The sequence below is a fragment of the Microbacterium sp. genome (genome assembly GCF_047605725.1).
In the GTDB taxonomy this organism is placed as follows: domain Bacteria; phylum Actinomycetota; class Actinomycetes; order Actinomycetales; family Microbacteriaceae; genus Microbacterium.
The window spans coordinates 1-25,901 of sequence record NZ_JASGFE010000041.1 but is presented as its reverse complement, the minus strand read 5'-3'; the positions used below and the strand labels follow the sequence as shown (position 1 = coordinate 25,901).

At 71.2% G+C, this 25,901-nt stretch carries 25 protein-coding genes and 1 pseudogene; 11 read left to right on the top strand and 15 right to left on the bottom strand.

The window, feature by feature from the left end; all coding sequences use genetic code 11:
* Nucleotides 1-156 precede the first annotated feature (156 nt).
* The gene (locus QM641_RS09505) at nt 157-2,172 is read right to left on the bottom strand and encodes a beta-galactosidase (RefSeq protein WP_415115820.1); all 2,016 of its coding nucleotides are present in this window, start codon (nt 2,170-2,172) and stop codon (nt 157-159) included.
* A 197-nt stretch (nt 2,173-2,369) separates the two neighbouring features.
* Here QM641_RS09505 and QM641_RS09500 point away from each other — a divergent pair, with 197 nt between their 5' ends.
* The 4 genes from QM641_RS09500 to QM641_RS09485 all read left to right on the top strand — a co-directional run bounded on the left by QM641_RS09500 (nt 2,370) and on the right by QM641_RS09485 (nt 6,628).
* On the top strand, nt 2,370-3,674 hold the full coding sequence (locus tag QM641_RS09500) for an extracellular solute-binding protein (RefSeq protein ID WP_415115818.1): 1,305 nt from the start codon (nt 2,370-2,372) through the stop codon (nt 3,672-3,674).
* 78 nt (nt 3,675-3,752) lie between these two features.
* Nucleotides 3,753-4,691 carry a carbohydrate ABC transporter permease gene (locus QM641_RS09495; protein WP_415115816.1) on the top strand — a complete coding sequence of 313 codons (939 nt, stop codon included), beginning with the start codon at nt 3,753-3,755 and terminating at the stop codon, nt 4,689-4,691.
* A 1-nt stretch (nt 4,692) separates the two neighbouring features.
* Complete coding sequence (locus QM641_RS09490) at nt 4,693-5,592, top strand: carbohydrate ABC transporter permease (RefSeq protein WP_415115814.1); 900 nt, start codon at nt 4,693-4,695, stop codon at nt 5,590-5,592.
* A gap of 19 nt (nt 5,593-5,611) precedes the next feature.
* Nucleotides 5,612-6,628 (top strand): LacI family DNA-binding transcriptional regulator, encoded by a 1,017-nt coding sequence (locus tag QM641_RS09485; protein ID WP_415115812.1) that lies wholly within the window; start codon nt 5,612-5,614, stop codon nt 6,626-6,628.
* Between the two features lie 71 nt (nt 6,629-6,699).
* Here QM641_RS09485 and QM641_RS09480 read toward each other — a convergent pair whose 3' ends face one another.
* The 4 genes from QM641_RS09480 to nhaA all read right to left on the bottom strand — a co-directional run bounded on the left by QM641_RS09480 (nt 6,700) and on the right by nhaA (nt 10,680).
* Nucleotides 6,700-7,878, bottom strand: coding sequence for a carbohydrate-binding domain-containing protein (locus QM641_RS09480; protein WP_415115810.1), 1,179 nt, complete (start codon nt 7,876-7,878; stop codon nt 6,700-6,702).
* A gap of 154 nt (nt 7,879-8,032) precedes the next feature.
* The gene (locus QM641_RS09475; RefSeq protein ID WP_415115808.1) at nt 8,033-8,389 is read right to left on the bottom strand and encodes a GntR family transcriptional regulator; all 357 of its coding nucleotides are present in this window, start codon (nt 8,387-8,389) and stop codon (nt 8,033-8,035) included.
* Nucleotides 8,383-9,327, bottom strand: a complete 945-nt coding sequence (locus QM641_RS09470; RefSeq protein ID WP_415115806.1) for a hypothetical protein — start codon at nt 9,325-9,327, stop codon at nt 8,383-8,385. Before QM641_RS09470 ends, QM641_RS09475 begins: the two co-directional genes overlap by 7 nt.
* Before the next feature lie 60 nt (nt 9,328-9,387).
* Nucleotides 9,388-10,680, bottom strand: coding sequence for a Na+/H+ antiporter NhaA (nhaA, locus tag QM641_RS09465; protein WP_415115804.1), 1,293 nt, complete (start codon nt 10,678-10,680; stop codon nt 9,388-9,390).
* Between the two features lie 230 nt (nt 10,681-10,910).
* On the opposite strand from nhaA, the gene QM641_RS09460 reads away from it, so the two are divergent.
* On the top strand, nt 10,911-12,440 hold the full coding sequence (locus QM641_RS09460; RefSeq protein WP_415115802.1) for an ABC transporter permease: 1,530 nt from the start codon (nt 10,911-10,913) through the stop codon (nt 12,438-12,440).
* 51 nt (nt 12,441-12,491) lie between these two features.
* Entirely contained in the window at nt 12,492-13,217 is a 726-nt protein-coding gene (locus QM641_RS09455; protein WP_415115800.1) for an ABC transporter ATP-binding protein, read from the top strand.
* 9 nt (nt 13,218-13,226) lie between these two features.
* Here QM641_RS09455 and crcB read toward each other — a convergent pair whose 3' ends face one another.
* From crcB to QM641_RS09435, 4 genes are all read right to left on the bottom strand, one after another.
* The gene (crcB, locus tag QM641_RS09450; RefSeq protein WP_415115798.1) at nt 13,227-13,607 is read right to left on the bottom strand and encodes a fluoride efflux transporter CrcB; all 381 of its coding nucleotides are present in this window, start codon (nt 13,605-13,607) and stop codon (nt 13,227-13,229) included.
* Complete coding sequence (locus tag QM641_RS09445; RefSeq protein ID WP_415115796.1) at nt 13,604-14,050, bottom strand: CrcB family protein; 447 nt, start codon at nt 14,048-14,050, stop codon at nt 13,604-13,606. The genes crcB and QM641_RS09445 overlap by 4 nt, the downstream gene beginning before the upstream one ends.
* A gap of 160 nt (nt 14,051-14,210) precedes the next feature.
* Nucleotides 14,211-15,404, bottom strand: coding sequence for a serine hydrolase domain-containing protein (locus QM641_RS09440; RefSeq protein ID WP_415115794.1), 1,194 nt, complete (start codon nt 15,402-15,404; stop codon nt 14,211-14,213).
* Nucleotides 15,401-16,837: a purine-cytosine permease family protein gene (locus QM641_RS09435; protein ID WP_415115792.1), complete on the bottom strand. Its 1,437-nt coding sequence runs from the start codon at nt 16,835-16,837 to the stop codon at nt 15,401-15,403. The genes QM641_RS09440 and QM641_RS09435 overlap by 4 nt, the downstream gene beginning before the upstream one ends.
* Nucleotides 16,838-16,921: 84 nt before the next feature.
* Here QM641_RS09435 and QM641_RS09430 point away from each other — a divergent pair, with 84 nt between their 5' ends.
* The gene (locus QM641_RS09430) at nt 16,922-17,563 is read left to right on the top strand and encodes a TetR family transcriptional regulator (protein ID WP_415115790.1); all 642 of its coding nucleotides are present in this window, start codon (nt 16,922-16,924) and stop codon (nt 17,561-17,563) included.
* A gap of 9 nt (nt 17,564-17,572) precedes the next feature.
* On the opposite strand, the gene QM641_RS09425 is transcribed toward QM641_RS09430, so the two are convergent.
* Genes QM641_RS09425 through QM641_RS09415 form a run of 3 tightly spaced genes read right to left on the bottom strand, consistent with a single transcriptional unit; the run spans nt 17,573 to nt 20,348 of the window.
* Nucleotides 17,573-19,183, bottom strand: a complete 1,611-nt coding sequence (locus QM641_RS09425) for an amidohydrolase (RefSeq protein ID WP_415115788.1) — start codon at nt 19,181-19,183, stop codon at nt 17,573-17,575.
* A gap of 60 nt (nt 19,184-19,243) precedes the next feature.
* Complete coding sequence (locus tag QM641_RS09420; RefSeq protein WP_415115786.1) at nt 19,244-19,729, bottom strand: aminoacyl-tRNA deacylase; 486 nt, start codon at nt 19,727-19,729, stop codon at nt 19,244-19,246.
* Nucleotides 19,730-19,745: 16 nt separating this feature from the next.
* Nucleotides 19,746-20,348 (bottom strand): DNA helicase, encoded by a 603-nt coding sequence (locus QM641_RS09415; RefSeq protein ID WP_415115822.1) that lies wholly within the window; start codon nt 20,346-20,348, stop codon nt 19,746-19,748.
* 89 nt (nt 20,349-20,437) lie between these two features.
* Between QM641_RS09415 and QM641_RS09410 the strand changes: the two genes are divergently transcribed.
* Entirely contained in the window at nt 20,438-20,995 is a 558-nt protein-coding gene (locus QM641_RS09410; protein ID WP_415115784.1) for a peptidylprolyl isomerase, read from the top strand.
* 8 nt (nt 20,996-21,003) lie between these two features.
* Nucleotides 21,004-21,909, top strand: a complete 906-nt coding sequence (locus QM641_RS09405) for a rhomboid family intramembrane serine protease (RefSeq protein ID WP_415115782.1) — start codon at nt 21,004-21,006, stop codon at nt 21,907-21,909.
* 71 nt (nt 21,910-21,980) lie between these two features.
* Here QM641_RS09405 and QM641_RS09400 read toward each other — a convergent pair whose 3' ends face one another.
* Nucleotides 21,981-22,220, bottom strand: a complete 240-nt coding sequence (locus QM641_RS09400; protein WP_415115780.1) for a cell division protein CrgA — start codon at nt 22,218-22,220, stop codon at nt 21,981-21,983.
* A 52-nt stretch (nt 22,221-22,272) separates the two neighbouring features.
* Here QM641_RS09400 and QM641_RS09395 point away from each other — a divergent pair, with 52 nt between their 5' ends.
* Both QM641_RS09395 and QM641_RS09390 read left to right on the top strand, forming a co-directional pair.
* Nucleotides 22,273-23,049: a class E sortase gene (locus QM641_RS09395; RefSeq protein WP_415115778.1), complete on the top strand. Its 777-nt coding sequence runs from the start codon at nt 22,273-22,275 to the stop codon at nt 23,047-23,049.
* Nucleotides 23,049-23,204 (top strand): hypothetical protein, encoded by a 156-nt coding sequence (locus QM641_RS09390; RefSeq protein WP_415115776.1) that lies wholly within the window; start codon nt 23,049-23,051, stop codon nt 23,202-23,204. Before QM641_RS09395 ends, QM641_RS09390 begins: the two co-directional genes overlap by 1 nt.
* 9 nt (nt 23,205-23,213) lie before the next feature.
* Here the strand turns inward: QM641_RS09390 and pknB are convergent, their stop codons facing one another.
* Together pknB and QM641_RS09380 are read right to left on the bottom strand one after the other, a co-directional pair.
* Entirely contained in the window at nt 23,214-24,914 is a 1,701-nt protein-coding gene (gene pknB / locus QM641_RS09385) for a Stk1 family PASTA domain-containing Ser/Thr kinase (protein WP_415115774.1), read from the bottom strand.
* Between the two features lie 59 nt (nt 24,915-24,973).
* Nucleotides 24,974-25,901, bottom strand: a pseudogene (locus tag QM641_RS09380) (serine/threonine protein kinase); the annotation flags it as partial.

The window sequence follows — 25,901 nt, the reverse complement described above, 5'->3', positions numbered from 1 at the left end:
GCCTGGGCCGCATCGACGAAGCGCTGCAGCTGCTCGCTGTTGGGGCCGTACTTGTCCACCACACCGTCATTCTACGGACGCGTCAGACATGAGGGACGGGGACGATCTGCTCGGCCTCCGAGGTCGGACCCGGGAGAGGCGCTGACCTCGCGACGTTCAGGCGCGTCGCACGATCCGGACAGCGCCTGCGGGCACGATATCGTCGATCGAGACGCGCCGGCCGGTGCCCAGGTCGGTGCCGGCGACGCCGCCGGGCCGGTCGATGTCGGCGTGGTTGAGCTGCACCACGAATCGGCGGCCGTCCTCGTGCGTGCGTTCCACCGTCTCCAGCTCGTCGGGCTCCCCGAACGGCACATCGCCGTCGGAGAGGACATCGGTCACGAACCGGTCGAGGTCCGCCCCGTGCAAGCCCGTGGACGTGTACCAGGCGACGCCGTCACCGAAGTCGTGACGCGTGATCGCGGCACCGCCGGCGGCCGGCCCGTCCAGGTACGTCGCGACCGCCCGTGCGCCGTCCAGGGTGATGTCGTCGGCCCACACGTGCCCGGTGCGGCCGTCGCTGAGGCAGACGGTCTCGCCGCGGCGCATCGGCTCGAACTCCTCGATCCACAGGCCGAGCACCTCGCGCAACTGTCCGGGGTAGGGGCCGGCGGGCACGTCGTCGTTGGCGCCGACGATGCCGGAGAAGTACGACACCGCCAGGGTTCCCCCTGCCGCCGTGTAGCCGCGCAGGTTGTCGGCGGAGGCATCGTCGATGAGGTACGACGCGGGCAGGAAAACCACGTCGTAGCCGGTGAGATCGGCGGCGGGGTGGACGAAGTCGATGGTGACGCCGCGGCGCCAGAGCACCGTGTAGAACGCCTCGATCCGCTCGCGGTGGGATGCATCGACCGACGGGCGCCACTCGAGATCCTGCGCCCAGAACGACTGCCAGTCCCACCCGATCGCCACTCGCGCGCTGACGCGGGATCCGACGAGTTCGTCCAGCCCGCTGAGCCGCTCGCCGAGATCGACGACCTCGCCCCACCGTCGGGATGCGGTGCCGGCGTGCGGGATCATCGCCGAGTGGAACTTCTCCGCGCCCTTCCGGCTGGCGCGGACCTGGAAGAACAACACTGCGTCGGCTCCGCGGGCCAGGTGGGCAAGAGTGTTGCGCGCCATCTCGCCGGGCCGCTTGGCGAGGTTGCGGGGCTGCCAGTTCACCGCGGAGGTGGAGTGCTCCATGAGCACCCACGGCCTGCCGCGGGCCAGGGACCGGGTCAGGTCGGCGTCCAGGGCCAGCAGTACATGATTGTCGGTGCGCTCGGCGACCAGGTAGTGATCGTTGGAGACGACGTCCACCTCGTCGGCCCACTGCCACAGGTCTACGTTCGGGCAGGTGGATGCCATGAAGTTCGTGGTGATGGGTCGATCGGAGTGCTCCCGGATCGCGTCGCGCTCCAGGCGGAAGCAGTCCAGCAGCGCGTCGGAGCTGAACCGTCGGAAATCCAGGCGCTGGGCGGGGTTGGCGACGCTCGCCGAGACCCGCGGTGCGTCGATCTCCTCCCACTGTCCGTACCGCTGTCCCCAGAACGCTGTCCCCCACGCGTCGTTGAGGTGCTCCAGCGTGCCGTAGCGACGCTCCAGCCAGCATCGGAAGGCGGCCACGGATGCCTCGTCGTAGCTCTCGGCGATCGGTGCGCCGTACTCGTTGTGCACGTGCCACATGACCACCGCGGGGTGCGTCCCGTACCGCTGCGCGAGCCGGGAGGCGATCTCTCGCGCCGCGTGCCGGTAGGCGGGGGAGCTCGGGCTGACGATGCCCCGCGAGCCGGAGGACAGGGCGATTCCCTCTCTGGTGATCGCCCGTGCTCCCGGGTGCGCGCGGTAGAACCACGCGGGCGGTGCGGCCGTGGGCGTTCCGAGGTCCACGTCGATCCCCGCGTCGTACAGCAGCGAGACGACCTCGTCGAGGAAGGAGAAGTCGTACTCCCCTTCCCGCGGCTCCAGCAGAGCCCAGGAGAAGATCCCGATGCTGACCAGGTTCACGCCCGCTTCCCGCATCAGTCGGACGTCCTCCGCCCACACCTCTCGGGGCCATTGCTCGGGGTTGTAGTCACCTCCGAATCGGATGCTGCGAGTGCCGGGAATCCATCCGCTGGTCCATGGCGCAACGGGCGAGACCTCTGTCACTTGATCCTCCTCGACCGAGATAGAACTGTTTACGCTCCCAGCCTAGCGGTGGCCAGTAGAAGAAAGAAAGACGCGCAATGGATCCTGTTGACAACGGCCATGGTCTGTCCGATACTGTAATCGCTCACAGTCCTCAGGCGCATCCGGCGCCACGCAGTGACCGTGCGCGGCAAACACAGCATCGACAAGGAGGACGAATGCGTGCAGCAGTGCGCATCAGCGCAGCAGCCATATCGGCGGCACTGATGGTCGGCGGTCTCACGGCCTGCAGCGGGGGAGAGGCCGAACCCTCGGTCGACAATCCGGTCAAGCTCACCTACTGGGCATGGGCGCCGAACCTGGACAAGGTGGCGGACATCTGGAACGAGAAGCACCCGGAGATCCAGGTCACCGTCAACAAGCAGGACGGCGGCGATCCCGCCGTCACGAAGCTGCTCACGGCGATCAAGGCCGGCAGCGGCGCTCCCGACCTGATCCAGGCGGAGTACCAGAAGATCCCGACCCTGGTCGCCGCCGACGCGCTCGCCGACATATCGGGGGACGTCGCCGGCGACGTCGAGGACGAGTTCCCCGCCAGTGTGTGGGAGTCGGTGACCCTGGGCGGGGATGCCGTGTACGCGATCCCGCAGGACACCGGGCCGATGCTGTTCTACTACCGCGCCGATGTCTTCGAGAAGTACGGACTGAGCGTGCCGACCACCTGGGACGAGTACGCGGACGTGGCCGCGAAGCTGCATCAGGCGGATCCGAAGGCGTACCTGGGGACGTTCTCGTCCGGCGACGCAGGTTGGTTCGCCGGGCTCGCGCAGCAGGCGAACGCGAAGTGGTGGTCGATCGACGGCGATGCCTGGAGCGTCGGCATCGACGACGAGCCCACGCAGAAGGTGGCCTCGTTCTGGGGCGGGCTCGTCGAGCAGGGTGTGATCGACAACAAGCCGATGTACACGCCGGAATGGAACGCCGCCCTCAACGACGGCACCCAGGTCGGCTGGCTCAGCGCGGTGTGGGGACCGGGCGTGCTGTCCGGGAACGCGGCCGACACCAAGGGCAAGTGGAAGGCGGCGCTCATGCCGAACTGGCCCGGTGAGAAGGCCACCGGCAACTGGGGCGGCTCCTCGACCGGCGTCACCTCGCAGTCCGCGCACCCCAAGGAGGCGGCGCAGTTCGCCACGTGGCTGAACACCGACCCGGAGGCGGTCGCAGCGCTGGTCACCGAGACCGGCATCTACCCGGCCTCCAAGAGCGCGGCCGAGAAGGCGCTGACCAGCCCTCCGGACTTCTTCTCCAATCAGCCCGACTTCTACGACCTGGCCGCGCAGGCGGCGAAGGAGGTCGCACCGTTCACCTACGGGCCGAACGTGAACGTCGCCTACAGCGCGTACAACGACGAGTTCGCGAAGGCTGCCGAGGCCCGGTCGCAGGCCGCGTTCCTGTCCGCGGTGACGGGCATGCACAAGACGACGCTCGACGACCTCAAGAGCGGCGGCTTCACCGTCAAGTGATCCGGTCCGGGTGGGGCGGGCCAGAGGTCGAGGCCGCCCCACCCGGGCATCCGTACGCAGCACCAGACAGGAGCGATGATGTCCGCCCTCACCCTCAGCGGCTCCCGCGCGGCCGCTCGCCGCCGCCGGCACGCGGTGCCCTGGGGCATGCTCAGCCCCGCGATCGTGCTGTTCGTCCTGTTCATGGCCGCCCCGATCGTCTACACCCTCATCCTCAGCTTCCAGAAGTCGCGGGTGGAGGGCCTCGGGCTCGGCTCCGGCTCCCGCAAGCAGGTCTTCGCCGGGCTCGACAACTACCTGAAGATCCTCTCCGATCCCGACTTCCTCGCCAGCGTCGGCCGCGTGCTGCTCTACGGGCTGCTGCTGGTGCCGACGATGCTCGTGCTCGCACTGGTCTTCGCGCTGCTGCTGGACTCCCGCCGCACCCGCCTGCGCGGGTTCTCCCGCGTGTCGATCTTCCTGCCCTATGCCGTCCCGGCCGTGATCTCCTCGCTGCTGTGGGGCTTTCTGTACCTGCCCGCGGTCAGCCCTTTCTCCTGGATCGTCAGGCAGCTCGGCTGGGAGGTGCCCTCGTTGCTCTCCCCGGGGCTGGTCGTCTTCGGCATCGCCAACATCGCTCTGTGGGGAGGGGTCGGGTTCAACATGATCGTCATGTACACCTCGCTCAAGGCCGTCTCCAGCGACATCTACGAGGCCGCGAAGATCGACGGTGCCAGCGAGGTGCAGGTCGCCCTGCGGATCAAGATCCCCATCATCATGCCCGCCCTGGTGATGACCGCCCTGTTCTCGATGATCGCGACCCTGCAGGTGTTCGCCGAGCCGATGACGCTTCGCCCGCTGACGAACAGCCTTCCCACGACCTGGTCGCCGCTCATGTTCGTCTACCGGGACGCGTTCACCCGCGACGACGTCTACTCCGCCGCCGCGACGTCCATCGTGATCGCGCTGGCCACCTTCGCGCTGTCGTTCCTGTTTCTCAGGATGGTCCAGCGCCGTGCGTTCGGGCAGGAGGACTGACATGACCACCACCGCCGCGAGGGCCGCGTTCGTCCCTGGTCTGCGTACGCACACGCCGGTGAGGACCGGCGAGGACCGGCCCAGCATCCCGTCCACCGTGGTGATCCTTCTCGGCGCGCTGTACTGCCTGATGCCGGTGCTGTGGGTGCTGATCGCGTCGACCAAGAACGCCGCAGAGCTGTTCTCCACCTTCACGTTCGCCCCCAGCACGCACCTGTTCGAGAACATCGCGGAGCTGTCCGCGTACCGCGACGGGCTGTTCTGGCGGTGGATGCTCAACACCGCGCTCTACGCGGGCGTCGGCGCAATCCTGTCCACCTACGTCTCGGCGCTCGGCGGCTACGCGCTGGCCACGTACGTCTTCCCCGGCAAGGGTGTCGTCTTCAAGATCCTCCTGATGGGCGTGCTCGTTCCCGGCGTGATCCTCGCGATCCCGCAGTACCTGCTGCTGGCGCAGGTCGGGCTCACCAACACGTACTGGGCGGTGCTGCTGCCGCAGATCATCAACCCGTACGGCATCTACCTGGCGCGCATCTACACCGCCGCGGCCGTGCCCACCGACATCCTCGAGTCCGCGCGCACCGAAGGCGCCCGAGAGCTCCACATCTTCCACCGCATCGCCATGCCGATGATGCTGCCCGGCATGGTCACGATCTTCCTGTTCCAGTTCGTGGCCATCTGGAACAACTTCATGCTCCCGTACATCATGCTCGGCGACGACGGACTCTTCCCCCTCACGGTCGGCCTCAACGGGCTTCTCAACCAGGGCGCCAGCCTCCCCGCGATGTACACCCTCGTCATCACGGGGGCGCTGCTCTCGATCGCTCCACTGATCGCCCTGTTCCTGTTCCTGCAGCGCTACTGGCGCGTGGATCTGGCCGCCGGAGCCGTCAAGTCATGACCGCCTCTAGGCTGGGGCCGTGACGAGGAGAGCTCCGCGGCGGCGCCCGACCATCGACGACGTCGCGCGGGTGGCGGGCGTATCGCGGGGCACCGTCTCGCGATACCTCAACGGCGGTCATTGGGTCAGCCCCGAGTCCCACGCGGCCGTCGAAGCCGCTGTGCGCGAGACCGGCTACCGTCCGAACGCCCACGCTCGCAGCCTGGTCACCGCCCGCGCGAACTCCGTCGCGTTCCTGCTCACCGAGAGCCAGGACCGCCTCTTCGCCGACCCCAACTTCGAGACCCTGATGCGGGGAGCGGCCGACGCGCTCGCCGAACGCGACGTGCCGCTCGTGCTCATCATGGCCGGAACGGACGCGGAGCAACGGCGGGCGAGGGAGTTCATCCTCGCCGGTCATGTCGACGGGGCGCTGCTCGTGTCGTCCCATACCGCGTACACGAGGTTCCTCGGGTCGCTGCTGTCCGCAGACGTCCCGCTGATCTCCTGCGGGATGCCGCTCGGCTACGAGCGCCGCATCGGCTGGGTGGGCTCCGACGATCTCGAGGGAGCGCGCGAGATCGTCCAGCACCTCGCATCCCGGGGCCGGCGGCGGATCGCACACATCACCGGACCGCTCGACACCTCGGGCGGCAAGAACAGGCTCCGCGGCTACGAGGCCGAGCTCGGCGACCGGCTCGACCCGCTGCTGGTGATCGAAGGGGATTACAGTCGCAGCAGCGGCGAACGGGCCACGGTGCAACTGCTGGAGCGACGACCCGACCTGGACGCGATCTTCGCGTCCAACGACCTCATGGCCGCGGGTGCGATGGACGCGCTCAAGGCCTCCGGTCGGCGCATCCCCGACGATGTCGCGGTCGCCGGATTCGACGACTCGCCCATCGCCCGGCACACCGATCCCGCGCTCACGACCATGCGGCAGCCGTTCGAGCGCATCAGCCGCGACATGGTGCGCGCTCTCCTGGAGGTCATCGAGGGCGAGCCGCCCGCACGGATCAACCTCCCGGCATCCCTCGTCGTGCGCGATTCGACCTGAAGCGACGGCCGACTCGCCGAGACCCGGGTTCGAGGTCTCGGCGAGTCGTGCCGCCTCAGGTCAGAGGGCGGTCAGTGCTGAGGCCCGCCGCCCATGCCGCCACCGCCCGCGCCTCCGCCCATGCCGGCGAACTGGTTGGTGAGCTCGGTGACCTGCTCTCCGTTGACGGTGACGGTGCCGCCGTTGAGCGTGCCGGCGCCGTCCCAGTCGAATGCGGACTGCGCGGTGATGTCCAGCGTGCCGCCGTTGATCGTGATGTCACCGTTGCTGTCGATGGCGTCGGTGTCGCCGGCGCCCATGTTGATGGAGATGTCGCCGCCGTTGATGGTGACGCTCATGCCCGAGGTGATGATGTCCGAGGTCGAGGCGTTGATGCCGTCGTCGGAGGCGTTGACGGTGATCTGTCCTCCGTCGATCACGACGACCGGCGCTTCGATGCCCTCGACGGATGCCGGGATGCTGATCGTCCCGCCGGAGATCCAGATCTTCTGCTCGGCCTTGACGGCGTCGTCGCCCGCGGTGATCGTGAGCTCGCCGCCGGAGACGGTGAGCTGCCCGGCCCCGAGATCGGTGCTGTTGGTCGCCTTCACGCCGTCGCCGGCCGCGTTGACGCTGATCGTGCCGCCGGAGACGGTGAGCGAGTCGGTGCCGCGGATGCCGTCGTCGACGCTCGTCACGGTGATCGTGCCGGAGAGGATCGACAGGTCGTCCTTGCCCACGATGCCGTCGGCGAACGACGAGGTGACCTCGAGCGTGCCGGTGCCGGTGAGATAGAGGTCGTCCGCCGAGTAGATCGCCCCGTCGATCTCCTCGTCGGCGCGCGTCGCCGCGTCGGAGATCGTGTTCGTCGAGCCCTCGGCGAGCTTGATCACCGTCGCCTCGGCGTTGTCGACCTGGATCGCCGCGCCGTCGGTGCTGGCGATGGTGACCCCGTCGAGCACTATCCGCACGTAGCCGTCGGAGTTGACGACGACCTGCCCGGTGGAGCTGCCGCTGAGCACGTAGGTCCCCGCATCGGTGATGGTCAGGCCCTGGTCGGTCAGGGTCACCTCGGTGGTTGGCAGGGTGCTCCAGTCGATGTCGATGCCGGCATCGGCCGCGTCCGACGTGGAGGCGGTCGTCGCCGTCGCCGAGCTGGTCGCGGTCGCCGAGGACTGCGTCGCCGAGGAGGGCGTCACCGACGTGGAGCAGCCGGCGAGCAGCAGGGCCGAGGCGAGCACTCCGGCGATGATCTTCTTGTTGTGTCTCATGGTGTTCCTTTTCCACGGCGGCGAAGTCTTGTGCGTCGAGTCCACAGGGCCGACCTGTGTCATCCCTATGCCCAACCTGTGACGACAGGATGCGTCGTGTGAGGATCTCCGGTACGACCGGCCATGCGGGTGCGGCTCCGCCGCCGCGGACGGCTCAGTGCGCGCCGATCGCGCGGTGCAGGTAGCGCACCGCCGCGGTCGGATCGTGGCCCAGCTCGTGCATCGCGGCGAGGTACGAGTGCGCCAGACGCGCGGCCTCGCCGTCCGCGGCCGCGGCCCGGTCGGTGACCGTCGTGCCGTTGCGCCCGCGGGTGCTCACGTAGCCTGCGGCCTCCAGCTCGCGGTAGGCGCGCGCGATCGTGCCCTGCGCGACGCCGAGGTCGTCGGCGAGGCGCCGCACCGTGGGCAGGCGTGTCGCGGCGGGCAGGTCACCGGCGTCGATGTCGGCGGCGAGCTGGCGCCGTACCTGCTCGTACGGCGGGAGGGGGCTTGCCGGATCGATCCTCAGCACGGGGCCCTCCCGGCGTCGGATGCACCGATCGGTCGCGTCGCGGAGGAGTCGTCGCCGGGCGGGTCGAACGATCGCCCCGCCCAGAGTCGGTCGAGCGGATGCCGTCGCCACGGGCCGGTGGTGACGAGGCCGACCGCCACTGCCGCCGCAGCGAGGACGACCACGGCCACGACGACGGTGGCGCCGCTCGGCGGCACGGGGGAAGGTCCGATGCCGTCGAACAGCCCCGCGGAGAAGGGTGCCGCGAACGCGGCCAGAGCGCACACGATGACCTGGTTGAGCACGAGCTGGTGCGCGGCATCCGCTCTCAGCACGTCGTCCCACGCGAGCTCGAGGCTCGTGGATGCGTGCTGCGGCCGGTCGGCGACCAGGCGCAGCACGACCTCGGTGAGCACCGCGACCGGGAGGGCGACCACGACGCACACGATGAGCAGCGCCGGCACGTCGCTCGCCGTGCGGGTCGCGCCGAGGATCAGTTCGACGCCGCCGGCGACGATCGCCACGGCGAGCATGCCGCGTGCGGCGATGAGGTGGCGGACCGGCACGTAGTCGCCGACGGCGGTGCGGCGCGAGCGCGCCACGCGGGGTGCGCCGGCGGGCACGCGGTGGCCGGCGACGACGGTCGCCAGGCCCCCGCCGACCGCGCCGCCGAATGCCACGCCGAGCATGATGACGGCGCCGCCGGGCTCCAGTCGTCCGACGATCGCCGTCAGTGCTCCGAGGGCCAGGCCGATCGCCCCTCCCCACAGCGACCAGCGTTCGCGGTGGGCGATGCGCGCCAGGATCGGACCGGTCGAGGCGTCGGGCAGCGGCAGGCCGACCGCCGCGCACAGCGTCGCCAGCTGCGTCGTCGACACGCGGCCGCCGCGACCCAGGGTGATCGGGGCGAAGCCCCACAGCACGGCGACGGCGACGACGATCCAGATGATGGTGTCCATGGCGGCCTCCTCGTGTCAGTTCTGTGTTGATACAGAGTATGTATCAACACAGAACTGGTGTCAACGGGGCCGCGTGCTCTCGTCGAGGCGCCGGTGGTGGCGGTTCCGGATCGTGAGGAGGACGGATGCCGCGACCGCCGCGGCGACCGAGGCGAGCAGGATGGCGGTCTTCGCATGGTCGCGGTGCGGGTCACCGGGCGCGAAGCTGAGCTCGGTGACCAGGAGCGACACCGTGAATCCGATGCCGGCCAGCACGCCGACCCCGACGAGGTCGAACCACGTCAGGGAGGGGTCGAGACGGATGCCGCGCGCCCGGGTGACGAGCCAGGTCGTGACGACGATGCCGACGGGCTTGCCGACGACGAGGCCCACCACGATGCCGAGGGTCACCGGATCGGTCAGCGCGGAGCCGAGCCCCTCGAGACCGCCGAAGGAGACGCCGGCGGAGAAGAACGCGAACACCGGCACGGCGAAGCCGGCCGACAGCGGTCGGAAGCGATGCTCGAACACCTCGGCCAGTCCCGGCTCGGCATCCGGGATCGCGTCTCGGCGACGGTGCCGCACCGGGATCGTGAAGCCCAGGAGCACGCCCGCGATCGTCGCGTGGATGCCGGAGGCGTGCACGAACGCCCAGGCCACGACGCCGACCGGCAGCAGGATCAGCCAGGCCGCAGCCGGCCTCAGGCGGAACGCCAGTCGACAGCGCTGGGACAGCACCGCGTACACGGCGATCGCGGCCAGGCCCAGCAGCAGCGGGACGAGCTCGATCCCGTCGGTGTACCAGACGGCGATGATCGCGATGGCGATGAGGTCGTCGACCACGGCGAGGGTGAGCAGGAACACCCGCAGGGCGCTCGGCAGTCGCGAGCCGACCAGCGCGAGCACGGCCACGGCGAACGCGATGTCGGTCGCCGTCGGGATCGCCCAGCCGCGCAGCAGCTCGGGCTGCGGGGAGACGACGCTGGCGTAGAGCAGTGCCGGCACCGCCACGCCGCCGGCCGCGGCGACGACGGGCACGATCGCGGTGCCGAACCGGCGGAGGTCGCCGACGACGAGCTCGCGCTTGAGCTCGAGGCCGACGACGAAGAAGAAGATCGCCAGCAGTCCGTCGGCGGCCCACGTCCCGAGGCTCAGGCGCAGATGCCACGGCGCGTAACCGACCTCGAGGTCGCGCAGCGCCGTGTAGGCATCGGCCCACGGGGAGTTCGCCCACAGGATGCCCAGGGACGCGGCGGCCACCACCAGCATCCCGCCCAGTGCGTCCGTGCGCAGCAGCTCGCGGATGCGCACGGCTTCACCGCCGGCCCCGCGCCACGCGAACGGCCGCCGCTCGGGGGGAGGGGGCGCGCTCATGGGCGAAGGCTCCGATCGGTCGACGAGGACGGTGTCGACCAGACTTCCCGACGCGCCTGGTCAAGGGTACCGGGATCGGTGTGCAGTGCGCGCCGGACCGGCCCCGCGGGAGTTCACAGCGGGCTCATCACCGACCCTTATGGCTACCACCGACAGGATTCCTACAGTCGCTCGCACGGCCGTCCCCATTCCCTCGCACTCGCGTGGGCGACCGGCATCCGAGGAGATCGATGTACTGGACCTATCTGCGGCGGGAGCTTGCCGGCCGGAAGAAGCAGACGACCATCGTGGCGGCGGGGCTGGCCGTCGCCATCGCGCTCGTCATCGTGGTGAGCGCCCTCGCGACGGGGGTGCGCGACGCGCAGGCCCAGACGTTGGAATCGGTCTACGGCGTCGGCACCGACCTGACCGTGTCGGGGGCCGCCGCCGAGCCCGGTCAGGGCGGCCCCGGCGGTGAGGGCGGCGGCGGGCAGGGCGGGCCGCAGTTTGAGTTCGACGCGCAGGACGGCGCGACCGGCGACGACGGCACGACGAGCCTCAGTCGGTCGCGGCTCATGACGGACTTCGCCCGCGGCACGCTCGAGGCCTCGACGCTCGACACCGTCGCGGACATCGACGGCGTAGCCGGCGCAGCCGGCGCGCTGAGCCTGGTCAATACGACCTTCTCGGGCGAGCTTCCCTCCGCCCCCACCGACGGCGAGCAGTCGCAATCGGCACAGGGCGGCCAGACCGACCAGGGCGGACAGGGCGGACAGGGCGGACCGGGCGGCGGGGGCGGTGGCTTCGGCGGAGGATCCTTCGACGTCGACAGCTTCACGGTGCTGGGCATCGATCCGTCCGCGACGGCGGTCGGCCCGCTCTCGGCCGTCTCCCTCACCGACGGTCGCGGCCTTGACGCCGACGATGTGGGACAGGACGTGGCCGTGCTCGATGCGAGCTACGCCACGAGCGCCGGCCTCGCCGTCGGCGGCACGATCGATGTCGGCGGCACGTCGATGCAGATCGTGGGGATCGTCTCCTCGACCTCCAGCGACGCCGACACCGCCGCGAACGTGTACCTGCCGCTCGACGTCGCGCAGGAGCTGTCCGGCGCGGGAGACGTGCTGTCCACCGTGTATGTGCAGGCCGCCTCGGCGGACAGCATCGCCGAGGTGCAGTCCGCGCTGGAGGAGGCGCTGCCGGACGCGACGGTCAGCTCGCAGTCCGATCTCGCCTCGACCGTGTCGGGCTCTCTGGCCGGTGCGTCCGCGCTCATCGCGAACCTGGGCACGTGGCTCTCGATCATCGTCCTCGCCGTGGCCCTGGCGCTCGCGGTGCTGTTCACGGTGTCGGGCGTGACCCGTCGCACACGCGAGTTCGGCACGCTCAAGGCGATCGGCTGGTCCAACGGCCGCGTCGTGGGTCAGGTCGCCGGCGAGTCGGTCGCGCAGGCGCTCATCGGCGGCGCGATCGGGCTCGTCGTGGGGCTCGTCGGCATCGGCATCGTGAATCTCGTGTCGCCGACGATCTCTGCGGGCGCGTCGACGCCGCAGGCGGCCGGCATGGCGGGCGGAGGGCCCGGTGGCGGGCAGGGCTTCGGCGGGGGGCCGATGGGCGCGACGCAGGCGACCGCCGACGTGGTGCTGCACGCGCCCCTCACGATCTGGGTCGTCGTGGCCGCGGTCGGACTCGCGGTGCTCGGCGGACTCGTGGCCGGAGCGTTCGGCGGCTGGCGGGCGGCGCGCCTGAGCCCTGCAGAAGCGCTGCGATCGGTGGGCTGACGCGTGGACGAGCATCGGGAACTCACCGCGGAGACGACAGGAGACAAGGACATGACGATGATCGATGACACCGCGGTCGCGGCCGGCGAAGGCGCGGCGCAGCCGATCTTCCGGCTCGCCGGGGTCACGCGCACCTACACGCAGAAGGGTCGGGTCGTGAACGCGCTGACCGGTGTCGACCTGGAGATCGCGGCGGGCGACTTCGTCGCGATCCAGGGCCCGACCGGCGGCGGCAAGTCCACGCTCCTCCAGCTGCTGGGTGCCCTCGACCGGCCGTCGACGGGGTCGATCCTCCTCGACGGCACCGATATCGCGAGCGCATCGAACGTCGAGCTCGGTCGGCTGCGCGCGCACGAGCTCGGCTTCGTGTTCCAGGGATTCAACCTCATCCCCACCCTGACCGCGCACGAGAACGTCGACATGGCCCTCGAACCGCTCGGCCTGCCGGCGCAGGAGCGCGCCGCGCGGGTCGGCGAGGCGCTCGAGCGGGTGGGCCTGGCCGACCGCACCGATCACCGCCCGGGAGAGCTCTCCGGCGGGCAGCAGCAGCGCGTCGCGATCGCCCGTGCGATCGTCAAGCGGCCGCGCGTGCTCCTGGCCGACGAGCCCACCGGGAACCTCGACGAGAGCATGCGCGACGAGATCCTCGCCGTCCTGGAGGAGCTCAACGCCGAAGGGCTCACCCTCGTCGTCGTCACGCACGACTCCGCCGTCGCGAAGCGCGCTCGCCGCCGGCTGCGCCTGGAGAAGGGCGTCGTGCGCGAGCTCACGCGCTGAGCACGCCGTTCAGACCAGCCCTCCGAGCCACAGGCCGGCCCCGGCGGCGGCGGTGGCGGCCGCGAGCACGCCGAGGCCGTTGACGAGCCCCGCGGTCCAGCGGCGCTCCTGCAGCAGGCGGACGGTCTCGAAGCTCGCGGCCGAGAACGTCGTGTAGCCGCCGAGGAAGCCGGTGCCGAGGATCAGGTGCGCGGGATCGGGAAGGAGGTGTCCGGCCGCGAGCCCGGAGACGAGGCCGAGCAGGAACGAACCGGTCAGGTTGATCACAATCGTCGCCCAGGGGAGCGCGTTTCGCGTCGCCGCGGTGGTGATGACGCCGTCCAGGAACAGTCGGCACGCGGCCCCGAGACCGCCGGCCGCCGCGATGGCCAGGAACAGCAGCGGGGTCATGACCGCTCCTCATGGCGCCGGTGGAGGAGGGCTGCGGTGAGGATCCCCGCCCACGTGGCCACCGCGCCGACGAGGACCGTGCCCACGCCGTAGCCGATGCCGGCGCCGACGGCCCCCGTGCCGAGGAGGGCCGCGGTGTCCATCGCCAGGGCGCTGTAGGTGGTGTAGCCGCCGAGCAAGCCCGTGCCGAGCAGGAGCCGGAGCGTGCGTCGTCCACCGCTTTCGGGACCCCGGCGTACGAGCGAGTCCACGAGCACGCCCAGCAGGAATGCGCCGGAGAGGTTTATGGCCAGGATGGTCCACGGGATGCCGTCTCCCGTCGCGAAGGCGAGCGTGAGCGCCTCGCGGGCGGCGGCCCCCGCCGTGCCGCCCGCGAACACGACGGCCAGCGACGACGCGCGCAGGTGCACGGGCGCCGCCCGACGCGCCGGGGTGTCGTTCATGACGTCTCCTACCTTCGGGGCGCGTCCGCGCCGACCGGGTAGGGACTGTTGTCGGACGATCCGAGGTTGGGTGCGGCGAGCCCCACCGCCGCGACACCCGTGGTGTCACGCCGATCCTCGCACACTCGCGACGTGGATGCGAGCGGCGCCTCCGCGCCGCTCAGCGCAGGTCGTCGAGCGCGCCGCACACGTCGAGCAGCACGCGGGTCTGCAGCTCGTGCCACCGGTCGGTGTCGGGCTCCGGCCACGTCGAGAGCTTCACGATCACGGCGTCGGTGACCGGGTCGAGCCACAGGTTCTGGCCGTGGATGCCGATCCCGCTGACATTGCCGCGTTCGTTGCCCGTGCACCACCACTGCCGCGTGTAGCTGCCGCGGGCGAACCCGCCCGGGAAGGGCTGACCGGCCATCGCGGCGGGGTCGCCGCCGCGCATGATCGCGTCGATCCACTCCGCCGAGACCACGCGGCCGCCGGGGCCCCGGCCGCCGTCGAGCACGACCCGGCCCACGCGGGCGAGGTCGCGCGCGGTGCAGGAGATGCCCCCGTTGGCGTAGCCGAAGCCGGCCGGGTCGACCGTGATCGTGGCATCCCGATCGGCGCCGAGTCGCGACCACAGTCGCGCCGAGAGCGCCTCGCTGTAGCGCAGGCCGGTCACGCGCTCGACGATCCAGGCGAGCACGTCGGTGTCGGCCGAGCAGTACTGGAACGTGCCGGTGCTCCCGTCGCCGCGGAGGGTCGTCAGGAACGCGTACGTGTCGGCCGGGTCGCCCGCCCGCCGCGTGCGCCAGCCGGCGGAGCGGTCGTGCGTCTGCACCTCGGCGGCGGGGTCGACGTAGTCCTCGCTGTAGTCGACGGCGATGGTCATGTCGAGGGCATGCCGCACGCTCGGTCCGTCGTAGACCGAGCCGGCCAGCTCGGGCACGTAGTCGGTGATCGGGCGGGCCGGGTCGATCGCGCCCTCGTCGACGAGCCCGCCGACCACGAGCCCGCACAGCGACTTGGAGACGCTCATGATCAGGTGCAGGTCGTCGGGGGCGAAGCCCGGCCGGTAGTACTCCGCGAGCACGTCGTCGCCGCGCAGCACGAGGAACGCGCTCGTGTGCGTCTCCTCCAGGCGCTGCTCCAGGTCGGGAAGGGCGGATGCCAGCGCGTCCAACCGCACGGTCGCGCTCTCCGGCGCGGCGGGATGACGGCGTGCGATGGGCGCCGTGGGCAGGAGCTCGCCGAGGTGCGCGAAGGCCCACGCGTTGTGCGGCGCGTCCTGCCACGTGTCGACGGTGGGCTCGCCGGCGGGCGCCCCCGGGTAGCGGGCGGGGTGCGGCCCGCTCGCCGCCGGCCGGCTCGGCGCGGTCACGAGTCGCTCGGCAGGGACCCGAGGCGCGTGCGCGAGAGGGCGCCGTAGATCGCCGCCGAAACGATCATCCCCGCCGGCACGGACAGGTCGATGTAGCCCATCGCCTCCGAGACCGGCCCGGTCCACACGTCGGTGGACAGGCACAGGGCCGTGACCACGCCGCCGGCGACGACCGCGGTCATGCCCGGGACGCTCCAGCCGCCGGTGTACCAGAAGCGGCTCGTGCGGCTCTGGTCGAACAGTTCCACGCCGTCGTAGCGGTTGCGGCGCTGGACGATGTCGGTGGTGAAGATCGCCATGGCGGGTCCCGAGACGATCACGAGGAACTGCAGCATGAGGTTGACGGCATCCAGAAGACTCGTCGACATCACGAGGTAGATCGTCAGCGCCGTGCCGATGACGCCGACGACCACCGCCGACGGGATGCGCCGGATCGGGATGCCGACCGCCTGCAGCGCCATGCTCGAGGTGTAGGTGGTCATGCCGTTGAGCGAGACGGTGTTGACGATCACGCCGAGCACGAGGAGCGCGCCGAGCCAGCCGGGGAGCAGGTCCAGCAGGGCGGCCTCGATGCCCGCGTCCATGCCGGCGGCGTCGACCCCGGTGGCCAGCAGCGCCCCCACGGCGGTGAAGAGGATGCACGGGAGCGCACCGCCCAGCGCCGTGGCCGCGATGATGTGCGACGGCTTCGTCGAGCGCGGCAGGTAGCGGGCGATGTCGGGGCTGTTGGCGTAGGAGAGCGGGGTGGATGCCAGGATCGTGAACCCGATCGTGACCGACGACCACAGCACCGCCCCGCTGAGCGGCTCGGGCGCCCGGTAGGACCAGTCGACGTGCGGGAGGATGAACGCCGTGACCACGAGGAAGATCACGATCAGCGCGATCGAGACGGCCGGGTAGATCCGCAGGATCAGGCCGTGCCCGAAGACGGCGACCAGCACCGTGATCGCCGAGACCACCACGGTGACGGCGATCGGCACCACGACGGGGTCGGTCAGCCCCATGCCGGCCAGGAGGTCGGCGCCCATGAACGACGAGGCGAGCCAGTTCAGGGCGAGGAACACCGCGGAGATGAGCCAGCCGGTGAAGGCCACGATGATCTTGTTGCCGATGATGCCGTAGAGCGCCCGCGTCACGACCGAGCCCGAGGTGCCCGCGGCCGGTCCGCTGATGGCCACGATGCCGGTGAAGATCCAGGGGACGGCCCCCGCGACGATCACGAGCAGCGCCTGCCACAGCTCCAGACCGAGGAGGATCATGGTGGCGCCGATCGTGAAGTTGAGCACGCTCACGTTGGGCGCGGCCCATACCCAGAACAGGTCGCGCGCGCGTCCGTGACGCTCGTCGTCGCCGATGAGCTCGATGCCGCGCGTCTCGGGCCTGGTGGCGGTGTCGACGAACTGCTCGGGCTCGGTGCGTGAGGTGGGTGGCACGGGAATCCTCTCCGGAAGGCGATGGCGACCGGGCTGGTTATTGGTCGGAAGACCAATGACGCTGTTGGTCGCCAATCCAATAGCATGGCGCCTGTGGTGTCAAGCATCGATTCCCCGCGCGTGCGCAAGCGTCCCGAGGAGCGCCGGGAGGAGATCCTGACGCACGCGGCCCGGATCGCGCTCGACGCGGGCCTCGAGCGGGTCACCCTGCGGGCCGTCGCGGAACGGCTCGGCGTGCGCCCCGGGCTCATCACGCACTACTTCCCGGCCGCCGAGGACCTCGTCATCGCCGCGTTCGTGCGCGCCGCCGCTCGAGAACGGGAGCTGCTCCTGCCCGCGACCGGAGAGCCGCTGTCGCGGATGGCGGCGTTCGTCGCGCGCGCGGCGGCCCCCGACGCGGTCGGCATCGCGCGGCTGTGGCTCAATGCGCGTCACCTCGCGCGCTTCAGCCCGGCGCTGGGCGCGGCCATCGAGGACCAGGAGGCGCTGGACCGCGAGCGGCTCCTCGCGCTGATCGAGGAGGGCACGGCGGCCGGGATCTTCGTTCCGGAGCGGCCGATGGCGGCGTGCGTACGGATCCTCATGGCGATGGACGGGTTCGGCGCGTATGCGAACAACGTGTCGGAGTTCGACGAGGCCGCTTACGTGCACTTCGTGTCGGATGCCGCGGAGTGGGCGCTGGGCCTGCAGCCTGAGACCCTCCGCCGGGAGTCCACCGCCGGCTGAGCGAGCCCCTCAGCGGGAGAACACCGTGCGCCCGCCCAGCACCGTGCGCGCGACCCGGGTCTGCAGCAGCTCATCCGGGTCGGCGGCGAAGACGTCGCGGTCGAGCACGACGAAGTCGGCGTACAGGCCCGCGGCCAGACGCCCGTAGGAGTCCTCGGCGCGGCAGGCCCACGCGGCATCCCTCGTCGCGTGCTCGATCGCGCTCTCCAACGGCACGGCGTAGGCGGGCACATTGGGCGGCAGGGCGGGATCGAGCGCCGAGCGGCGCGTCGCCGCCACGAACAGGTTCGGCAGCGGCGCCAGGGGAGAGGTCGGCGAGTCGGTGCCGAACACCAGCCGCGCCCCCGCGTGCGTCAGCTCGGGCCACGGGAAGCCGCGCCCGACCCGCTCGTCGCCGAGCATCGCGCGCCAGTTCGCCTGGATGGCCGGATCGGCGTGCACGGGCTGCATGCTGGCGGTGATCCCGAGCGCCGCCAGCCGCGCGATCTCGTCGGGGCCGACGACCTCGAGGTGCTCGATGCGGTGCCGCCGCGCGCGCGGTCCGTTCGCCGCGACGGCCGCCTCGACGGCGGCGATCGCGGTGCGCACCGCCTCGTCGCCGATCGCGTGCATCGCGATCTGCAGGTCGGCCGCGTCGGCGGCCACCACGACCGGGACGAGCTCGTCGAGGCTCCAGATCGGACCGACGACCGAGCCGTCGGCGTAGGGCGCGCCGAGCGCGGCGGTGCAGCCGTCGACCGTGCCGTCGACCAGGATCTTGACGCCGACGACGCGGAGTCGGTCGGAGCGGTGCGCGCGGGACAGCGCGGCCGCCCGCTCGACCTGCGCCAGGTTCGCCGCCGCATCGCCGTGCGGCTGCACGCGCCAGTGCGCGGCGATGCGCGCCGTGAGCGTTCCGGCCCGCTCGGCGCGCGCCATCGCGGCGAGGTCGCCCTCGTCGAGGGCCATCTCGGTGGTCGCGGTCACCCCCGCCTCGCGGTAGGCGCGCAGCGCCGCCTCGAGGAACCGGTCCTGGTCGGCGGGCGTCGTGGCCTCGTCGAGCACCGGCCACACCAGCCGGTGCATCGCGGTCTCGTCCACGTAGCCGGTCGCGTGCCCCGCGGCGTCGCGGTGCACGGTTCCCCCGGCGGGCGAGGGCGTGTCGTCGTCGATGCCGGCCTCGGCCAGGGCGGCGGTGTTGAGCCAGATCGAGTGGTAGTCGTACGACTGCGCGTACACCGGGCGGTCGGGCACGGCGGCGTCGAGCATCGCGCGGTGCGGCACCCCGTCGGGCAGGGCGGAGTGGATCCAGCCCTGGGCGCGCACACGGGACGCGTCGGGGTGCGCGCGCGCCCACGCGCCGACCCGGCGCTGGATCTCTTCGAGGGTCTTCGCGCCCCACAGGTCGACCTGCTCGGCCGCCTCACCGGTGCCGACGACGTGCGCGTGGCCGTCGACGAACCCGGGCACGACGGTGGCGCCGCCCAGGTCGATCTCCTCCGACGCCGCGCCGGCGATCCGGCGTGCGGTCTGCGCATCGCCCACGTAGGAGATCCGCTCGCCGTCGACCACGAGCGCCTCCGCCCATCGGCGTGCGTCGGCGGTGAACACGCGTGCTCCGACGTACAGGTCGTTCGTCATCTCGTCCTCCCGAAGGACTCTCCCCGCGCCTCGTCGAGCGGGGGCTCTCCCTGCGAGGGCTCAGGGAAGCTCGGTGGTGATGTCGGCGACCGTCGCACCGTAGGCGGCGACGAGGGCGTCGGCGTCGACGAAGAGACTGTACCCGTGGGCCCCTGCCCCCATGGCGACGTGACGGCCGAGGATCGTCGTGTCGGCGACGATCGGCCAGTCGGTGGTGCTCCCGATCGGCACGATCGTGCCGCGCGCGAAGCCGGTGGCGTTCAGGGCGAGGTCGGGCTCAGGCAGCCGCAGCTTGTTCACGCCGACGACGGCACGCAGCTTCGGCCACGAGATCGCCCGATCGCCGGGCACGAGGGCGAACAGATACGTGTCGTCGCGCCGCTTGACGACGAGCGTCTTGACGATGTCGCGCGGGCGGAGTCCGAGGATCTCCGCCGCCCCTTCGAGGGTCTCGGCCACCGGCCGCGCCCGGATCTCGATCTCCAGCCCGCGGGCCGCGGCCGCAGCCCGCACACGTGCGAGACCGTCCGGCTCGCCGTCGGTCATGCCCGCCGGTCCTGGATCACGCCTCGGGCGCGCGCAGCGGGTCGTCGGCGACCCACAGCTCGTCGTCGGCACGCAGGGTCTGCCACGCGGCGTAGAGCACGCCGAGAGCCGCGGCAGCGCCCAGGATCAGCGCGATGACGCCACCGGCGCCGACTCCGCGCTTGGGCTCGGGCACCGGGGCCGGCGCCGCGAAGCGATGCGCGACCTGCTTGCCGTAGGCGTCCACACGCTTCGTGTAGGCGTCCACGCGCTTGCCGATGGCGTCGAGGTCGACCGCGCGCAGCGCACGGCTGTTCGCGATGCGCCTGCGGGTGTCGTTCGCGGCATCCCACACCGACAGCGCCGACCCGACGATGGTGCCCGCGGCGGGCACGACACGCTCGCTGTAGACCTTCTTCGAGGCGGCGACGCCCTTGTCGACGTAGGGCGAGGCGTAGGTCTCGTAGGTGTCCTGCACGGTGGGCAGGACCTGCTCACGGCTGTAGTTGCCGAGCTGACGGCCTGCCTCTCGAGCGATGTCGCCCGCATGGTCGATCAGCTCCTGCTGCGACTCCCACAGGGTGTTGGCCTGCTTCTGGAGATGGCGGAGCTCCTTCTTGCGCTTGCGGCTGAGGTTCACGAGGGCCCTCTCTTGTTCGCGGGACGTTTCTCCCATCTTGCCAGACCCTTACGGCGAAGGCAGGGTCACGCGGATGCGAGAATATCGGCATGCCTGCACACACTGCCGTCGCGACGCTGCACACCAACCACGGCGACATCGTCGTCAACCTCTTCGGAGACCACGCACCCCGCACGGTGCAGAACTTCGTCGGCCTCGCCGACGGCACCAAGGCGTGGACCGACCCCGCCACGGGCCGTCCCGGCGAGGGCCCCCTCTACAAGGACGTGATCTTCCACCGCATCATCCCGGGCTTCATGATCCAGGGCGGTGACCCGCTCGGTCAGGGCGTGGGCGGTCCCGGGTACGCGTTCGACGACGAGATCCACGGCGAGCTGACCTTCCAGAAGCCGTACCTGCTCGCGATGGCCAACGCGGGGCTGCGCCGCAACGCGATCACCGGGCGTCCGGAGGGCACCAACGGCTCGCAGTTCTTCATCACGACCGACCCGACGCCGTGGCTGCAGGGCAAGCACTCGATCTTCGGCGAGGTCGCCGACGACGCCTCGCGCGCTGTCGTCGACGCGATCAGCGCCGTGCCCACGGGTCCCGGCGATCGTCCGATCGAGCCGGTCGTGCTGTCGTCCATCGACGTCGTGGCGGTCTGAGCGCTCCCGTGAGCTCCGCGGACTTCCGCAGCAATCCGGACAACTTCTGCTACCGGCATCCGGATCGGCAGAGCTTCGTCCTGTGTCAGCGCTGCCTGCGCACGATCTGCCCGGAGTGCCAGACGCCGTTGCCGGTCGGCGTCATCTGCCCGGAGTGCCTGCAGGCGCACGCCGCGAGCGCGCCGCCGCGTGCGAAGCCGACGCGGATGCCGCCTCGCCTGCGCGCGGTCATGGCCGCCGACGCGCGACCGCTCGTGACGTACGCGATCGTAGCGGCGACCACGTTCGTGTGGCTGCTGTCGCTCATCCCCGGGCTCGGCCCCCTGGTCCAGCGCAGTCTGCTGCTGTACGCGCCCTACCTCTACCCGGAGCTCAGCGGCGCCTTCGAGCCGTGGCGGCTCCTCACGGTGCTGCTGGTGCACGGCAGCTTCTGGCATGCCGGACTGAACATGCTGGCGCTGTGGATGCTGGGGCGGAGCCTTGAGCCGCTGCTGGGCCGGGCGCGCTTCCTGTGGCTGTACCTGCTTAGCGGACTCGGCGGCTCGGTCGCGGTGGTGCTGTTCGGCTTCACGACACCGGTGATCGGGGCCTCCGGCGCGATCTTCGGGATGTTCGGGGCTCTGCTGGTGATCGGCCGGCACATCGGCGCCAACATCACCGGCATCGCGGTGGTGCTCGGGATCAACCTCGTCCTGACGTTCCTGCCGCTGATCGGCTCGCTGGTGGGCGCCTCGTCGTCGCTGGAGATCTCCTGGCAGGCGCATGTCGGGGGGCTCGCGGTCGGTGCCCTGGTCGGTCTGATCTACGCGCGCACGCGCGCGGTGCGGCAGCGGCGCACCCAGACGCTGCTGCTGGCGGCCACCACGGCGGGGCTGGTGCTGCTGCTGGTGGTTCCGGCGCTCGTCTACCGCTGACCCGACGCGCGGCCGAGGTTATCCACAGATTCATCCCCAGGTGGGGATGAATCACACGCGTGTAATTCGACTCAGCGCCAGCGGGTCGTCATGAGGAAGCCGACGAACGCGATGCCGAAGCCCACGACGAGGTTCCACGCGTCGAGGCCGGGGATCGGGAGTCGGCTGCCGCTGAGGTAGAACACGAGCACCCACACCAGGCCCAGGAGCATGAGGCCGAGCATGACCGGCTTGAACCACACCGGGTTGGGCGGTGCGTCGCCCTCGCTGCGCTCGGTGAGCGGCTCTTCGGGCCTGCCTGATCGTGCCATGCCAGAAGTCTACCCGCCGCCCGGAACCCCCACCGGCGGCTAGACTCCCCGTGTGGGTGAGGCCGCCGGAACGCGTCGCAGCTCCGCGCCCCGGCGGCGTGCGACGGTCACGAGCGTGCTGGGCGAGCTGCTGCTGACCGCCGGCGTGGTGGTGCTCCTCTACGTGGTCTGGCAGCTGTGGATCGGCGACCTGATCCTGGGCGCGGAGAAGTCCGCGCAGGCCGCCGCCCTCGCCCAGAGCTGGGAGACGTCGTCCCCGCAGGAGTCCCCCGCGCCGACCGCGACCCCCGCGCCGACGCAGCAGCCGGAGACCCCGGCCGAGATCCCGGTGCCCGCGCAGGTGGAGCCCGGCACGCCGTTCGGGGTCATGCGTGTGCCGCGCTTCGGCGAGGGCTGGGTGTTCACCATCGCCGGCGGCGTCTCGCGCGCGCAGGTGCTCGACCGGGGCGAGATCGGCCACTACCCCGACACCGCGATGCCCGGCGGGGTCGGCAACACCGCCTATGCGGCGCACCGGTGGACCTCCGCGGCCCCGTTCGACCCCATCGACCGGCTGGTCGTGGGCGACGCGATCGTCATCGAGACCCCGGACGGCTGGTACACCTACCGGTTCCGTACTCTGGGATACGTGCAGCCCACCGAGGTCGACGTGCTCCAGCCCGTGCCGCAGGCGCCCGGCGCCGGCGCAGGCGGACGCTACCTCACCCTCACCAGCTGCGCGCCCAAGTTCAACGTCCTCGAACGCATCGTCGCCTACGCCGTGTTCGAGGGCTTCACCCCGCGCGCCGCGGGTCCCCCGGCATCCCTCACCCTCCCGGAGGCCGCCTGATGTATGCCGCGCTGTGGCGTCTGCTCCCCGGTCCCTGGTGGGTGCGCGTCGTGATCCTGCTGCTCGCGCTCGCCGCAGCGCTCTACGGGCTGTTCTTCTACGCGTTCCCCTGGATCGCGACCTTCATCGCGCCGCAGCAGTCCACGATCGGGTGAGCGGACGCATCAGGAGCCGGTGCACACGGTGAGCTCCACCGCCGAGTGGATCGGGACGTCTCCCGGCGCCAGCGACTGCGCCTTCACGACCGGCGTGCTGCCGGCGGCGCACGAGGGATCCTCCACGACCGTCGTGGTCAGCTGCAGCGCGTCGGAGGTCAGTGCGCGCTGCGCGGCCTCCACCTCGTATCCGGTCACGTCGATGAGCGCGACCTTGCCGCTGGCGACGACGAGGTTGATCGCGGTGCCCCGCGGGACCTCCTCGCCCTCCTCGTGATCGGCCGAGAGCACGACATCCGCAGCCACCGCGGGATCGTTGCGCGAGACGACCGTGCCCAGCGACAGTCCCGCCGCCTGCAGGGCGGCGGTGGCATCCGCCCGGGACTTCCCGGCGAGCGCGGGCACCGCTGTCTTCACCTGCCCGGTGGACACGTACACCTTGATCTCCTGACCGGCCGACACCGAGGTCCCCGGCATCGGATCGGTGCGCACCACGTTGCCCGGGGCGATCGTGTCGCTGCTCTCGGAGAGCTGGAACGCCTGCAGCTCGGCCTGGGCGAGCTGTTCGTTGGCCCGGTCCCACGACATGTCCACGACGTCCGGCACGATGCGCGCGCCGGGAGGCACCTGCGTCCCCGGCCGGAAGGCCATGACCCAGATGAGCACCGAGATCAGCAGCACCGCGAGCACGGCCACACCGGTCCAGATCCACGCCGCGGGCGGTCCCGCCTGCGTGCGGCGCATCGTCGGGTCGGTGCTGAGCTGGCGCAGCGACCGCGCGGTCTCCGCCGCGTGCCGCGGATCGGGGCCGTACAGCTCGTTCGACAGGGCCCCGACCTCCCGCACGCTGGGCTCTCTGCCGTGCAGGGCGTCATCCAGCGCCTCACGGAACGCGGCGGCGCTCTGATAGCGCTGGAAGGGGTCCTTCGCGAGGGCCCGCAGCACCACGGCGTCGAGCCCCCGCGGCACGGTGTCGAGGACCTCCGACGGCGGGAGCGGCGCCTCGCTGACGTGCTGATAGGCCACGGCCACCGGGGTCTCGCCGCGGAACGGCACGCGCCCCGTCAGCAGCTCGTAGAGCACGACGCCGGCGGCGTACAGGTCGGCCCGCGCGTCGACCGGCTCGCCCTTGGCCTGCTCGGGGGAGAGGTAGGCGGCGGTGCCGATGAGCGAGGTCGTCTCGGCGACGGTCGACGAGGAGTCGGACACCGCGCGGGCGATGCCGAAGTCCATCACCTTGATGTCGCCGGCATCGGTGATCATGACGTTGCCGGGCTTGATGTCGCGGTGGACGACTCCGGCCCGGTGCGAGTACTCCAGCGCCTCCAGGATGCCGTCGACATAGCGCACCGCGTCGGCGGTCGGCAGCGCGCCCGCCGCCGTGACGTCCTTGAGGGTGCGACCGTGCACGAGCTCCATGACGATGTAGGGGACCGGATGCCGCGTGCCGTCGGTACCGAGCTCGACATCCTCGCCGGCGTCGAACACGCGCACGATCTTGGGGTGCGCCATGCGCGAGGCCGCCTGCGCCTCGCGGCGGAACCGCGTGCGGAAGGCGGTGTTCTCGGCGAGGTCGCGGCCGAGGATCTTGATCGCGACCGAACGGCCGAGGGTCAGGTCCTCGCCGCGGTAGACGCCGGCCATGCCGCCCCGCCCGATGAGTTCATCGATGCGGTAGCGACCGGACAGCACACGAGTCTCTACTGACACTTCACCCTCTCGCCGGACACAGCCAGCCTAATCGACGCGCGCTCGCGAGGAAGTCCGGATCAGGGGCTGTCCTCGTCGGGCTCCGTCGTGGCCGTCGGCGTCGCCGTCGCCGTGATGTGGGCGTCTGCGGCCGACGAGGCGGACGTCAGGTCGCTGCCCGAGACCGTGCAGGTGACGGTGTACGAGACGGTGAGCAGCTGCCCGCCGTCGCCGGTCACCGTGATCGAGGCAGGACGGTCGCCGGCCTGGAACTGCGCGGTGGTCGACCCGGTGGCATCGAACGTGCCGTTGGTGACGGTGAAGTCGTACGAGGCGACCTGACCGCCGGCCGGGCACGTGTAGTTTGGCCACATCAGGTCGGCGGTCCCGCCCGCTTCCACCGAGGCGGGGAGGGTCGGCGCATCCGGGTCGGGCATCGACGCCTGCTCGCCGTAACACGTGAGCGTGAGCTCCGTGGCGGGTGTGATCTTGCCCTGCGGGTTGACCGACTCGACCGTGTCGACGGAGGCGGCGTCGGGGGCGACCGGACGCGTCGGAGAGACGCTGACGGTGAGGATGCCGGCATGCTTCGCCTTCTGCACCGCGGCCTGGCAGTCCAAGCCCTTCAGCGCCAGCGCGTCGACGTCGATGCGCGTCTCGGTCGGCGTCGGGGTCGCCACTGCGGAGGTCGTGGTCTGGGTGGGCGTCGACGCCGCCTGCTGGCTGTTCAGGAGCGCCCAGACGGTCCCGCCGAGCACGATCACGAGGATCACGATGAGCGCCACGAGCGGCCACGTCCAGGGGCTCCTCCGCCGGGGGGTCGTCGCCGCGGGAGCCGCCGTCGCACCGGTGGGGGCGGGGCCCGCGGCGGCCTCCGCGGCGGAGGGGAGGATGCGCGTCGCCTCGGCGGCGCCCAGGCCCGCCGTCAGCAGTCGTGTCGCCTCGTCGTCGCCGCCGGCCCCGGTGGCGGCGGCGATCGCCGGCACGGCGGCCACGGCCGCGGCGAGG

What these genes read in the sequence shown, in the direction of transcription:
- QM641_RS09400 (WP_415115780.1), bottom strand. Translation starts at nt 22,220, where the DNA reads ATGGCACGATCAGGCAGGCCCGAAGAGCCGCTCACCGAGCGCAGCGAG.
- QM641_RS09490 (WP_415115814.1), top strand. Translation starts at nt 4,693, where the DNA reads ATGACCACCACCGCCGCGAGGGCCGCGTTCGTCCCTGGTCTGCGTACG.
- QM641_RS09410 (WP_415115784.1), top strand. Translation starts at nt 20,438, where the DNA reads ATGCCTGCACACACTGCCGTCGCGACGCTGCACACCAACCACGGCGAC.
- crcB (WP_415115798.1), bottom strand. Translation starts at nt 13,607, where the DNA reads ATGACCCCGCTGCTGTTCCTGGCCATCGCGGCGGCCGGCGGTCTCGGG.
- QM641_RS09455 (WP_415115800.1), top strand. Translation starts at nt 12,492, where the DNA reads ATGACGATGATCGATGACACCGCGGTCGCGGCCGGCGAAGGCGCGGCG.
- nhaA (WP_415115804.1), bottom strand. Translation starts at nt 10,680, where the DNA reads ATGAGCGCGCCCCCTCCCCCCGAGCGGCGGCCGTTCGCGTGGCGCGGG.
- QM641_RS09500 (WP_415115818.1), top strand. Translation starts at nt 2,370, where the DNA reads ATGCGTGCAGCAGTGCGCATCAGCGCAGCAGCCATATCGGCGGCACTG.
- QM641_RS09390 (WP_415115776.1), top strand. Translation starts at nt 23,049, where the DNA reads ATGTATGCCGCGCTGTGGCGTCTGCTCCCCGGTCCCTGGTGGGTGCGC.
- QM641_RS09420 (WP_415115786.1), bottom strand. Translation starts at nt 19,729, where the DNA reads ATGACCGACGGCGAGCCGGACGGTCTCGCACGTGTGCGGGCTGCGGCC.
- QM641_RS09480 (WP_415115810.1), bottom strand. Translation starts at nt 7,878, where the DNA reads ATGAGACACAACAAGAAGATCATCGCCGGAGTGCTCGCCTCGGCCCTG.
- QM641_RS09495 (WP_415115816.1), top strand. Translation starts at nt 3,753, where the DNA reads ATGTCCGCCCTCACCCTCAGCGGCTCCCGCGCGGCCGCTCGCCGCCGC.
- QM641_RS09445 (WP_415115796.1), bottom strand. Translation starts at nt 14,050, where the DNA reads ATGAACGACACCCCGGCGCGTCGGGCGGCGCCCGTGCACCTGCGCGCG.
- QM641_RS09430 (WP_415115790.1), top strand. Translation starts at nt 16,922, where the DNA reads ATGGCGCCTGTGGTGTCAAGCATCGATTCCCCGCGCGTGCGCAAGCGT.
- QM641_RS09470 (WP_415115806.1), bottom strand. Translation starts at nt 9,327, where the DNA reads ATGGACACCATCATCTGGATCGTCGTCGCCGTCGCCGTGCTGTGGGGC.
- QM641_RS09425 (WP_415115788.1), bottom strand. Translation starts at nt 19,183, where the DNA reads ATGACGAACGACCTGTACGTCGGAGCACGCGTGTTCACCGCCGACGCA.
- QM641_RS09460 (WP_415115802.1), top strand. Translation starts at nt 10,911, where the DNA reads ATGTACTGGACCTATCTGCGGCGGGAGCTTGCCGGCCGGAAGAAGCAG.